Below are 12,045 nucleotides of genomic sequence, written 5' to 3'. Positions count from 1 at the left end.
AACTTATAAAGTTTTTTTCCACTTAGTGACATAGTCATCAAGTATTCTTCTTAAAGCTATACCAATTGTAGCATATGCTTCATCATATAGGTTGGCAAGTGAAATTCTTATTGACCATTCAGGTCCAGCAAACCCACCACCACCAAGTAAAACAATTGATGAGTCTTGGGCTAAATCAAATAATATATCTACAGGTTTGAAGTTTGCTTTCAAATAGTTTGCAAATTCTAAGCCATGATTTTTTTCAGCCCATTGTAATAAGTCAAACTCAGTATAGTAACAAGCATCATTTGGATCATTATTTAATTCTAAACCTAAAGAATTAAATAACAATTTTTTACGTCTGATACATATATCCATAGTCTTTTTCTTGTAATCATTTTTTCTATCTATAAGAGTGAATGCAGAGAAGAAGGCCATTTGAACTTGCTGAGGAGTAGAAAGACCAGCAGTATGATTTAGAGCAACTTGCCTACTATCAGCAACTATTCGATCTATAAAAGGTACATCTTCTGGTATTGGGTTCATATCAGAGTATCTTTTATTTGTTCTCTTTCTTATAGAATAAGGTAATTCTTTTATTAATTTATCAAATACATTTTCTTCATGTAAAGCGATAGTACCAAGTCTCCAACCTGTAACACCAAAGTATTTTGAATAAGAGTAAGTTCCTATAGTATTGTATGGTAAATTTGCCATTAAAGATCTGAAACCTGGAACAAAAGTGCCATAAACATCATCAGAAATAATCATTAAATTAGGATTATGATTATTAACTATATCTACTATTTTTGATATGGATTTATCACATATGGCTACTGAAGGTGGATTACTTGGATTAACTACAAATAATGCTTTTATATCTGGATTTGCTAATTTTTCCAATTCTTTTTGTGAACATTGCCAAGTGTGTTCACCTTTTTCATCGACTTCATCAGAGTTTATATATACGACTTCAAACTCGTATCTTGGAAGATGAGGAATTTCTAAGTAAGGTGTAAATACTGGAGTCATTATGGCAATTTTATCTCCTTTAAGAAGTAGGTTATTTGCGATTAATGAATCAAATATATAACACATGGCAGCAGTGGCACCTTCCACAGCAAATACATTAAAGTCGCCACCTTTTTCTAAGTCATATTTCATTTCTGTTTTTAGATATTCTTTAACTATTTTTTCTATATGAACAAGCATTCTGTCAGGGAAAGGATAGTTATCTCCAATTATTGCATCAGTTAATTCATGTAAAAAATGGTCAGCATCAAATTTTAAATCATTGATACCATAATCTATAATTTCTTTTAAAGTATTTATTCCTGGCATAGAAGCATTTTCTTCAACGAATTTACAAAAACGATCATAGACTCCTGTTTTTTTAGGTATTCCAGTTAAATCACCATTATCCCAAGAGTGTCTACTTTCTGTTACGGCAAAATGACCAAAAGTAAAAAATGCTTCTCTAGGTGTAGCAGCAACCCAGTTTGGATTTCCACGCCCAGCATCAAGTAAAGTTCTAGTACTTTTTCTATTTGATATGGTAGCAAGTTCTATAAGCTTATTTTTGAACTCAAAAGGACTTATTTGGCCATATATATTTTCTAATTCTTGTCTGTTAAGATTTACACCCGTCATTAAAAAATTCCTCCCTATGTATATTAATAAAAAGTTTTGTCATTTATATTATGTCATGAATATTTAAAATTTACTTATATTAATATAAATTTAATAAGTAAGGTTAAATATTCAATGTAATTATAACATATAAGGTGTATTGCTTGGAAGTCTTTAATATAAAAAGATATATTTTAAAAACACAAACTTATTATAAAGTTAAAAGTTAATTATTGAAATGAACAAATTTATTAGGTCACTTACATAAAAAAATGCGTAAGCTATTGGCTTTACGCATTTTTTATGTAATGAAATTACAATTTATTTATAGTCTAATTCTTTTATAGTTTCACCTATAATTTTAACTCCCTTTTCTATATCATCATCAGATAATCGAGATAAACCTAATCTAAGGGTATTTTCACCTTTGTCATCAATATAAAACAAGTCACCAGGCATAAAGATTACATCTTTTTTATAGCATTCATGAAGAAGCTTTCTAGTATTTAAATTTTTAAAAGCTAGAAATAAATGAAGCCCTCCATCGCCTAATATATAATCACACTCTATATATTTTTCAACACACTGCTTGGCAAAGTTAAATTTATCCCCATAAAACTTCCTAGTCTTTTTTATATATTTTTCAAAGGCTCCATTTTGTAAATAATCATACAAGATACCTTGATCTAAGAAAGAAACATGTATAGTAGTACATCTTTTTACACTTTCCAATCTATCTATCAGATTTTTATCACATAAAATCCATCCTATTCTAAGTCCTGGAAATAATATTTTAGAAAAACTACCAATATAAATTACACCATTGCTATTGTTATCTAAAGAACAAATAGGAAATATATGAGAAGAAGAATAGAGAAGTTCTTCATTGAATCCATCCTCAATAATTGGTATGTTATTTTTTTTCATTAAATTATAAAACTTGTATCTATTTTCTGGAGACATAACCATACCTGTAGGATTATGATAAGAAGGAGTAATATAAGAAAATTTTATTTTGCTTTTATATTTTTTTAACTTCATATCTAAGTCTTTAAAATCAAGACCATTTTCATCCATGTTTATTGGAATAATATTAAGTCCATAGGATTTCATTATTTTTATAGATGTATTATGTGTAGGATTTTCACAAAATATATAATCACCTTTATTAGTTAGTGTTGAGATTATAAGATTTAATCCTTCTGTGAAACCATTGACTATTAGAATGTCTTTATTTGTAGTATTTACACCTTTTTTGTTCATATATCTATGTAAATAGTCTATTAATGGCCTATATCCCTGGGCATAGCCATAGTTTAGCAACTTATGGCCTTCCAAATTAAATCTATTTAAAAAAGATTTTTTTAATTCTTCCATATCAAATAAATCGCCATCAGGAGATATACTTTTAAAAGAAATTTGACCAGATTTCCATCGTATTTCACTTTTCATAATATCCATTTTATTGGCAGTTTTCATATAATCATTTTCAAAGTTTTTGTAATCTATATTCCAATGACTGTTGCTGATATTATTATCACTATTCACAAAAGTTCCTTTTCCAGAAATAGAATAAATAATACCATCAGACTTTAATTCTTCATAAGCCGATACAATAGAGTTTCTACTTACATTTAAAAGCAAACTAAGCTCCCTTGTTGAAGGAAGCTTAGAATTGTGAGGAAGAAGTCCTTTAGAAATCATTTCTTCCAAATATTTTTTTATCTGAATATATATTGGTTCATTTTCATTAATTGTTAAATCGGAGAATAACAAATTATCACCTCTAAGCTTTATTTATATAAAGTAATTATATTAAATAAACTTGTTTTAGTCTAGGCTATTATTTTATTGACGTCTCCAATATTTTGTCTACTAATTGGCTATAAGATAAGCCTTTAGCATTAGCACTTCTTGGGATTAAACTTGTAGTTGTCATTCCAGGAAGTGTGTTTAATTCAAGAACATAAAACTTTCCATTTGATAATATAAAATCTACTCTTACATAAGCTCTACAGTAAAATATATTCCAAATTGTTTTAGATGCTATATCAATTTGTTCTTGTAATTCATCATCTAAATAAACTATTTCTTCTTTTGCTGCATTAGCACCAGTTGAATACTTTGCTTCGTAGTCAAAGAAACCTTTAGTAGTTGATATTTTTATAGTTGGATAAATTTCACCATCTAAAACAAAAGAAGTGTATTCATCACCTGGTAGATATTGTTCTATCATTACCACACTATCAACTTCTAAACCAGCTTTTACAGCGGCCTCAACATCTTCTTTTTTTTCTACTTTGAAAGTAGCAACAGAAGAACCACCACTATTTGGCTTTATAAAAACTGGATAACCCATTTTTTCTATTTTATCATAATCTATATCATCTATTGATTTTGCTATAGTCCAATCTGCAGTTGGAACACCAGAATCTCTTAACATTTTTTTAGTAATGTTTTTGTCCATACACATGGCAGAAGTTAAAGGTCCACATCCAGAATAAGGAATATCCATAGATTCTAATATTGCTTGTATAGTACCATCTTCACCATATTTACCATGTAACATTAAAAATGCAAATTCGATACCTTCTGGCATTTTATTTATAACATCCATTTTATTATTTAAGATTATTTCATGTACTTCATATTTATCTCTATCTAAAGCATTAAGAACAGATTTTCCTGAATTTAAAGAAACTTCTCTTTCTGTAGAAATTCCACCCATTAAAACAGCCACTTTTTTCTTCATAATTAACAACTCCTTAATATACCTCATGCAAAGTGCATAAGATAAAAATTTACATATTTTATTTTTTGCCACTAGCATTTAGCTTTAGTCAAGCAAATAATTTCCAATCACTTGTAGTTTTGTGGTAAATTTATTTTTCTAGTAACAATTATATGTTTAAGTTGCTAAATCTGAAAGTACCACAGATAGCTTAATTTTTAAATAGCGTGGTTTATAAAAAAAGAAAAGAGGAATGTATGAAAATAACATTCCTCTTTTCTTTATCTTAAAACATCTTCCATAACTCTAAATATGTTTCTATGAGTTATTTTATCTATTTCATCTTCTAGATAACCTCTTTTTCTAAGTTCTCTAGTAACATTATTAGAATGAGATGCACTTTGAAGGTTTTTAACGTTAGGATTATCTACATCTTCTGAAAAAGAAGAAAGTGTACCACTCTCTAAATAATCACAATAATCAAAACCTAAACAGATATGATCAACACCTATCAAATCTGCAATATAATCAATATGGTCAACAAATCCTTGGAGATTTTGCTTATCTTTATTGTGACTTACAAAACCACTAAAACCATTAAGACCAACTACACCGCCACTATTTGCAACAGCCTTTAATTGTTCATCACATAGATTTCTTTTAACATCACATAATGATTTTGCGTTAGAATGAGATGCTATTATTGGTTTTGAAGCCACATTTACTAGATCCCAAAAAGATTTTTCATTTAGATGAGATACATCTACTAACATATTTAAATCTTCTAATCTTTTAACTGCATTTTTGCCAGCTAAAGTTAATCCCCTGTTATCATCACCACAAACACCAGTGGCAAGCTCATTTTCTTCATTCCAAGTAAGAGAAGCATGTCTAACATGAACTTCATCATGATAATAATTAATTTTGTCTATGTTGCTACCTATATGACTTAAACCTTCCATCCCAATTACAATATCGACCTTACTTTTTAGAAATCCTTTTCCTATATCTTTGTATGACTTCACCACATTAATAATATCTTTGCTCTCATTAATTTCATCTTTTAAAGCATTTACGACTTCCTTTGCCCTAAGAGAAGGATTATTATCATAGGGTGGGTCTATCCAAATAACAAAGATACTGCCACAAACATTACCTTTTTTAAAATTATTTAAATGATAATTTTTAAAAATATTATTTTCTTTTTTTTCTCTTCTTAAAGTAATATGAGTAAAAGTATCAGAGTGACAATCAAATATCATAATATCCCTTCTTTCATAAATAGTTTACTTGCTACATTAAAAAATTTCCAACTATTATACCGCAGTAATTTCCTATTACATATCCTAAAGTTCCAATTAGCATAATTGGAGCTATAAGTTTAGACCAGGATTTAGAAACAGCCATAGCTGCTGCAGTTGTAGGACCACCAATACATGCATTAGATGCTAAAATTGCTTCTTCTAAATTAAAATTGAATAATTTTGCAGCACCAAATGTTACAAACATATTTATTAAAACTACTATTAAGCAAAATACTAACAACAGTGGTGAATTGTTAATTATAGATGATATTGATGCAGGAACACCTATAACTACAAAGAAAAGATAAATTAAAAATGTTCCTATTTCTTGAGCTCCACCTAAATTTCCAAAGAAGTCTGATTTAAGAGTAGCGCAAAGCATAGTTACAGTTGTTATTATTAAATATTGATTTCCAAGTAAAGTATTAATTATTTTTAGAAAAGCATTAGATGTTGGTATTATAGAAGCTAAAAACTCTGCTAAACTTACAGATAAAGCAACTATTATAAAAGCAGAACCTATACAAAATCCAATATCTTTTAGAGACACTTCTTTACTTTTCCAATATGAAGATGCAGCTGTTTCACCTTCTTTTATTCCTACTTTTTCAATTTCTTCTATATGAGGATGATTAAACTTTTGTCTAAAGAAAGCAATAGATGGAATGGATATTAATACAAAGAAATAAAGAGCCATTAATAGATTATCAGAAACTACTGCAGCTGAAACTAAATCTCCAGGAATTTCAAAAGCACTTGCCATGGCTGCAAAATTTGCACCACCACCTATGTATGAACCAGTCATCATACCAGCTAACTGTCCTAATTCAGGAATATGTTTATTTAAAAGTAAAAACCCTAAAGTAGAACCAAGCATGGTACCTATGGCACTAACTAAGAATAATACAAGTATTTTTCCGCTTTCTTTCCATATCTTTGTGATATTGCATTGATAAAGAAGTAGAGTAATTGCTAAGGGAACAACATAAGTCCATACTTGATCATACACCACCGACTCTGTAGGTATAACTTTCAAATTAGATAAAATTAATGCTCCAATAAGAGCGATGATAGCACCTGAAACTTTAGAAGCCCATTCAAATTTTTGTTCTAAATAAATACTAAAAGCTGCCCAGCCTGTGATAAAAGCCCATAATACCCATATATTTTCGGAACTGATTAATGTTTTCATAATAACCTCCTATAAATTTTTTGAAAATTTCAACATATTGAAATTAATTTAATTGTAATACAAAATTTACCGAATTTCAACATATTGAAAAAATGTTAAGAATATTAATAAAATACTGTAAATATATTAAAAAAATATGTATTTTGTAAATTTATTTGTTAAATATCATAAATACTTTTTAAGTTTACTTGAATTTTTACTATCTTTAATATAAATTGGAAATATATGTAGTATTATATTTATAGAAAATATAAAAAATATTACATATGAATAATTGGGGGAATTTAATATATTGAAAAAAGAAAAGATTATAAGTATTGAAGGGTATTAAGGAAGTGAATATATGAAAAAAGATATTGATATGAATATAGACATTGGGAAAAAAATTAGAGAATTAAGAAAGAATAAGAAATTTAGTATTATAGATTTATCTAAAGAAAGTGGGCTAAGCACAGGACTTATAAGTCAAATCGAAAGAAATATGGTAGTACCATCAATAAAAGTCATGTGGAAGATTGCTAATGTATTAGAAGTTAATATTGGCTACTTCTTTGATGAAGATGATGAAAATATAGAGGAAAAGATAGTAGTCAGAAAAAATCATAGAAAATCAATTAACACTAATGATTCTACAAAGTCTTATGAGTTATTAATGCCAAACTTGAATAATAAAAGTATAGAATTTATTTTGATTACATTAAACAAAGAGACTAAAATAAATAAAGAACTAGTTTCTCATAAAGGAGAAGAATGTGGATATATAATTGAGGGGAAGATGAAAATAATACTAGAAAATAAGGAATACATTTTAGAAAAAGGCGATAGTTTCTATTTTGATAGTAAAATTCCTCATGTGTATGAAAATTATGGTGATGAAACATGTGTCTTAGTTTGCGCTATGACACCACCATCATTCTAAAATAAATAAGAAGGTGATATTAATGAAAGCAGAAATTATTACTGTAGGTACTGAAATACTTTTGGGAGATATACTAAACACAAATACTCATTATTTATCTAATGAATTAGCAAATATGGGAGTTGATGTATATTATCAAATAACTGTAGGGGATAATGAGAATAGATTGTTAAACCAGTTGGAAGAAAGTTTTAAAAGAAGTGACTTGGTAGTATTAACTGGGGGGCTAGGGCCAACAGAAGACGATCTTACAAAGGAGGTCTGTGCTAAATATCTTAACTTAGATATGGAATTTCATCAGCCTTCATGGGATAAAATTATAGAAATACACAATAAAATGAAAAGAATACCTACTGAAAATAATAAAAAGCAGGCTTATTTTCCAGTAAATTCTATCATACTGCCAAATGAATATGGTACAGCACCAGGATGTATTATGGAAAAAGATAATAAAACTATAATAGTAATGCCAGGACCTCCAAGAGAAATGAAGCCTATGTTTGATAACTTTGTAAAACAATTTTTACAAAAAAATAGTGAAGACATACTTAAGTCAAAAGTTATTAGAATAATTGGTGTAGGAGAATCCAAGGTAGAAAATGATTTACTAGATTTGATCCAAAAACAAGTAAATCCTACTATAGCCACTTATGCAAAGGATGGAGAGTGCACTGTAAGAATAACAGCAAAGGGAAAAACTGTTGAAGAAGTAGAACAACTAATTTTACCGGTAGCAAAAGAAATTAAAAATAGATTTAAGGAAACTGTATATGGTGAAGATGAAACTACAATAGAAGATGAAGTGGCAAAACTTCTAGTAAAAAACAACTTAACTATATCAGTGGCAGAATCTTGTACAGGCGGGATGGTATCTTCTTCTTTAATAAATTATCCTGGTATATCTTCAGTATTTATTGAAGGTTGTGTAACTTATTCAAATGAAGCAAAAATGAAGAGTTTAAATGTAAGAGAAGAAACTCTAAACTTAGTCGGTGCAGTTAGTGAGCAGTGTGCAAAAGAAATGGCAGAAGGAGTTGCTGCAAGACATAACACAAATATTGGGTTATCTACAACAGGTATAGCAGGTCCAGAAGGTGGCAGTGAAGAAAAACCTGTAGGACTTGTATATATGGGAATTAAAATAAATAATAAAACTATTGTAAAAAAATACATATTCAACGGAGATAGGCAACAAATTAGATACAGAGCATGTAAAACTCTGTTAAACGACTTAAGACTAGAATTATTAAATATTATATAGATTTTTAGGAGGCAAAATGATAAGACATATATTTTGTGACTTAGATGGAACACTTTATAATAATGGAATTAGTGATGAAGATATAAAATCCATAGAGGATATAGAAAAAGAAGGTGTAATATTCCATGTAGCAACAGGAAGAGTTTTTAAGCAGGCATATAATATGTTAAGTGATAAAATTAAGTTAAATGGATATTTTATTTGTGAAAATGGTTCTTTTATTTTTGATAAAAATAAAAATTTAATATTTAAAGAGCCTATAGATGATTATTTAGTGAGAAAAATTATAAATAGATTTGAATCAGATTTAGCACATCTTTATTTAAAATATAATGGTGATATTATTTTAAGTGGAGGAGAAGACGCTTTTAGTAATTATACTAAGGATTATATTTTAGATAAAGAAATGTTTAAAAAAGAAAATTTTGATAACCTAGTTGGAAATGTAGGTATAGTATCAAATAATATGGATGAACTTAAAAGATTGGAGTATTATTACAAAAGTGAATTTAGTGAAGTTTGTGATATTTACTTATCTGGGCCTTATACCCTAAATATAGTTCCTAATCACGTATCTAAACGCCATGGAATAGAGCATATTTGTGAAAATTATAATATAAACTTGAATGAAGTTGCAACTATAGGAGATTCACCTAATGATATATGTATGTTAAAAGATATAAAATATAGTTTTGCAATGGATAAATCAAATAAAGATGTTAAAGAAAGTGCATCTTATATAGTTAATAACGTTAGAGAGGCAATAGAAAAAATTAAAAAAATAAATAGGACTAAATAATAGTCCTATTTATTTTATACACAATTTTCTAATGCGTAAGAATTTGCTGTGTTAGCCAATATTGAGTCAAGAACATGATTTACAATCATGCTACAAACATAAGCTGAAAACTTTAAATCATTTTCATAGCTAGTTTGACAAGATTTATATTTTTTGTATAAGTTATGGAAAAATTCTTCCACATTATAATCGATTTGGCAATTTAGATCACAATTTGAAAAATCCATGTCTTTAGCATAAGAGGCTAGTTCCTTTTCATAGGTAACGTGCTTGTTCATGCTATGAGAAAATTCCCAACGTTCGCTATGTGGAGTAGTGAAAAAGTCACATAAAAAATGACAAATAACACCTAACTCTTGACTTAGCTTACTTATGGAAAAATATTTTTTTAAAGAATCTAAAGTTAAGTGACATAGATATTTTATTTTTTCAAGAACCATAGACAAAGACTCATCTAAATAATGCTTATTCAGCACATATTTGGAAGAAATATCTGGCTTAATATTACCGTAAATAAAATTCTTTTCACTTAAAAAGAAAGATTTATTTGATTCTAATTTATCTAATACAGATTTAGATATAATAAAATGTGTGTTAATTAACATTGATTCACCTCATAAGTTTTGTGTATAGCTAAAGTATATATTTGAATTTTCTAAATTTTTGCTTATAATAACTATCTATTAAATAATAGCAAGAATGAAAAAAAAATTCAAGATGATAATGATTCCAATTTTAAATTATAACTGAAAATTAAGGAGAGTAAGAAATGAAAAAAGTATTAGTTTTATTAGCAGACGGATTTGAAGAGATAGAAGCACTTTCAGTAGTGGATGTGCTTAGAAGAGGTAATATTGATTGTAAAATGTGCTCTATAGAAGGTGAGTACGTGAGAGGAACTCATAATATAGTAGTGCAATCTGATTGTAGTATTAAAGATATTAATTATGGTGATTATGACGCAGTGGTACTTCCTGGGGGGTTACCAGGAGCAGAAAACCTAAAAGCCAACTGTGTAAAAGAATTAATTACTAAAATGAATGAAAGCAAAAAAATAATTGCTGCAATTTGTGCTGCGCCAGAAACATTAGAGTATTTTAAGATACTTGAAGGTAAAAAATGTACTTCTTATCCTGGTTTTATCCAAGAAAAAGAAAAGGTTAGTTATATAGAAGATGAGGCTGTAGTAATAGATGATAATATAATAACTAGTAGAGGACCAGCTACTGCCCTGTATTTTGCTCTAACAATATTAGAAGAGCTAGGATGTATAAATGAAATGGAAGATATAAAGGAAGGAATGCTAGTAAATTTTTATAATAAATTTGCTAAATAATAGGAGTTGAAATGAAGTATAGAAATTATAATGAAACAAGTTCTTATAAGAATTTAAAAATAGACTGTAGCAAATGCTTTGGTTTTTGTTGTGTGGCCTTGTATTTTTCTACAATAGATAATTTCCCCCAAGATAAGATTGCAGGACAACCTTGCAAAAACCTTAAAGATGACTTTACTTGCAAAATACATAAAGATCTAAGTAAAAAGAATCTTAAAGGATGTATTAACTATGACTGTCTTGGAGCAGGCCAAAAGGTAGCTCAAAACATATATGAAAATGTAAGTTGGAAAAATTCACAAGAGAAATCACAGGAAATGTATGATGTTTTTGTAGTAGTAAAAAACTTACAAGAAATGATTTGGTATTTGTATGATAGTTTTACTTTTGCAGAAAGTGAAGATTTGAAAAAAAGAATAAATGAAATGATAATAGAAACAGAAAGTCTTACAAATCTTTGTGCAAGTAATGTATTAAAAATTGATGTGGAAGAGCATAGAACAAAAGTAAATTACTTACTAAAAGAGGTTAGAGAAAATGTAATAAAAAAAATAAATCCTAAAACAAAAAAGGATGAACCTTTAGGTTTTGATTTTATAGGAAAGGACCTTAGAAATAAAGACCTAATAGGAACAAACTTAGCAGGAGCCTTATTAATAGGATCCAATCTACAACATAGAGATTTAAGTGGTGCAATTGTTATTGGAGCAGATATGAGAGATGCAGATATTAGAGGTTGTAATTTGGAAAATACAATGTACCTTACTCAGTCCCAAATAAATAGTGCAAGAGGAAGCTCTAAAACAAAATTACCTCTATTTATAAAAAGGCCTTCTCATTGGGAGGAATAAAGAAAAAATGCCAGCTTAGCCTGGCATTTTTTTCTTAGAAA

11 protein-coding genes are annotated in these 12,045 nt (G+C 28.3%); 5 read left to right on the top strand and 6 right to left on the bottom strand.

From position 1 onward, the window contains the following. Positions 1-3 precede the first annotated feature (3 nt). The 5 genes from aspD to TEGL_RS13410 form a co-directional block, all read right to left on the bottom strand. Positions 4-1,632, bottom strand: coding sequence for an aspartate 4-decarboxylase (gene aspD / locus TEGL_RS13430; RefSeq protein ID WP_018590182.1), 1,629 nt, complete (start codon positions 1,630-1,632; stop codon positions 4-6). A 300-nt stretch (positions 1,633-1,932) separates the two neighbouring features. Then, positions 1,933-3,387, bottom strand: a complete 1,455-nt coding sequence (locus TEGL_RS13425) for a PLP-dependent aminotransferase family protein (protein WP_018590183.1) — start codon at positions 3,385-3,387, stop codon at positions 1,933-1,935. 67 nt (positions 3,388-3,454) lie between these two features. Further along, a complete protein-coding gene (locus TEGL_RS13420; protein WP_018590184.1) occupies positions 3,455-4,363 on the bottom strand; it encodes a D-alanine--D-alanine ligase in 909 nt (302 codons plus the stop codon). A gap of 260 nt (positions 4,364-4,623) precedes the next feature. Next, entirely contained in the window at positions 4,624-5,604 is a 981-nt protein-coding gene (locus TEGL_RS13415) for a dipeptidase (RefSeq protein ID WP_018590185.1), read from the bottom strand. A 31-nt stretch (positions 5,605-5,635) separates the two neighbouring features. Beyond that, positions 5,636-6,838 (bottom strand): DUF819 domain-containing protein, encoded by a 1,203-nt coding sequence (locus TEGL_RS13410; protein ID WP_018590186.1) that lies wholly within the window; start codon positions 6,836-6,838, stop codon positions 5,636-5,638. Between the two features lie 343 nt (positions 6,839-7,181). Here TEGL_RS13410 and TEGL_RS13405 point away from each other — a divergent pair, with 343 nt between their 5' ends. From TEGL_RS13405 to TEGL_RS13395, 3 genes are read left to right on the top strand one after another with little or no spacing between them, the layout of a single operon-like run. Then, a complete protein-coding gene (locus TEGL_RS13405) occupies positions 7,182-7,757 on the top strand; it encodes a cupin domain-containing protein (RefSeq protein ID WP_018590187.1) in 576 nt (191 codons plus the stop codon). 22 nt (positions 7,758-7,779) lie between these two features. Further along, positions 7,780-9,018: a competence/damage-inducible protein A gene (locus TEGL_RS13400; RefSeq protein ID WP_018590188.1), complete on the top strand. Its 1,239-nt coding sequence runs from the start codon at positions 7,780-7,782 to the stop codon at positions 9,016-9,018. Positions 9,019-9,034: 16 nt separating this feature from the next. Next, a complete protein-coding gene (locus TEGL_RS13395; protein WP_018590189.1) occupies positions 9,035-9,817 on the top strand; it encodes a Cof-type HAD-IIB family hydrolase in 783 nt (260 codons plus the stop codon). Positions 9,818-9,831: 14 nt separating this feature from the next. Here the strand turns inward: TEGL_RS13395 and TEGL_RS13390 are convergent, their stop codons facing one another. Next, positions 9,832-10,422, bottom strand: coding sequence for a zinc dependent phospholipase C family protein (locus TEGL_RS13390; RefSeq protein WP_018590190.1), 591 nt, complete (start codon positions 10,420-10,422; stop codon positions 9,832-9,834). Positions 10,423-10,586: 164 nt separating this feature from the next. Between TEGL_RS13390 and TEGL_RS13385 the strand changes: the two genes are divergently transcribed. Beyond that, positions 10,587-11,153, top strand: coding sequence for a DJ-1 family glyoxalase III (locus TEGL_RS13385; RefSeq protein WP_018590191.1), 567 nt, complete (start codon positions 10,587-10,589; stop codon positions 11,151-11,153). A gap of 11 nt (positions 11,154-11,164) precedes the next feature. Next, positions 11,165-12,004: a pentapeptide repeat-containing protein gene (locus TEGL_RS13380; RefSeq protein ID WP_018590192.1), complete on the top strand. Its 840-nt coding sequence runs from the start codon at positions 11,165-11,167 to the stop codon at positions 12,002-12,004. Positions 12,005-12,045: the final 41 nt, after the last annotated feature.

The sequence above is a fragment of the Terrisporobacter glycolicus ATCC 14880 = DSM 1288 genome (genome assembly GCF_036812735.1).
Classification (GTDB): Bacteria; Bacillota; Clostridia; order Peptostreptococcales; family Peptostreptococcaceae; genus Terrisporobacter; species Terrisporobacter glycolicus.
This window is presented reverse-complemented; position numbering and strand designations above follow the sequence as displayed.

Coding starts and splice junctions, on each gene's coding strand:
- aspD (WP_018590182.1), bottom strand. CDS start 1,632: ATGACGGGTGTAAATCTTAACAGACAAGAATTAGAAAATATATATGGC.
- TEGL_RS13420 (WP_018590184.1), bottom strand. CDS start 4,363: ATGAAGAAAAAAGTGGCTGTTTTAATGGGTGGAATTTCTACAGAAAGA.
- TEGL_RS13415 (WP_018590185.1), bottom strand. CDS start 5,604: ATGATATTTGATTGTCACTCTGATACTTTTACTCATATTACTTTAAGA.
- TEGL_RS13410 (WP_018590186.1), bottom strand. CDS start 6,838: ATGAAAACATTAATCAGTTCCGAAAATATATGGGTATTATGGGCTTTT.
- TEGL_RS13405 (WP_018590187.1), top strand. CDS start 7,182: ATGAAAAAAGATATTGATATGAATATAGACATTGGGAAAAAAATTAGA.
- TEGL_RS13400 (WP_018590188.1), top strand. CDS start 7,780: ATGAAAGCAGAAATTATTACTGTAGGTACTGAAATACTTTTGGGAGAT.
- TEGL_RS13395 (WP_018590189.1), top strand. CDS start 9,035: ATGATAAGACATATATTTTGTGACTTAGATGGAACACTTTATAATAAT.
- TEGL_RS13390 (WP_018590190.1), bottom strand. CDS start 10,422: ATGTTAATTAACACACATTTTATTATATCTAAATCTGTATTAGATAAA.
- TEGL_RS13385 (WP_018590191.1), top strand. CDS start 10,587: ATGAAAAAAGTATTAGTTTTATTAGCAGACGGATTTGAAGAGATAGAA.
- TEGL_RS13380 (WP_018590192.1), top strand. CDS start 11,165: ATGAAGTATAGAAATTATAATGAAACAAGTTCTTATAAGAATTTAAAA.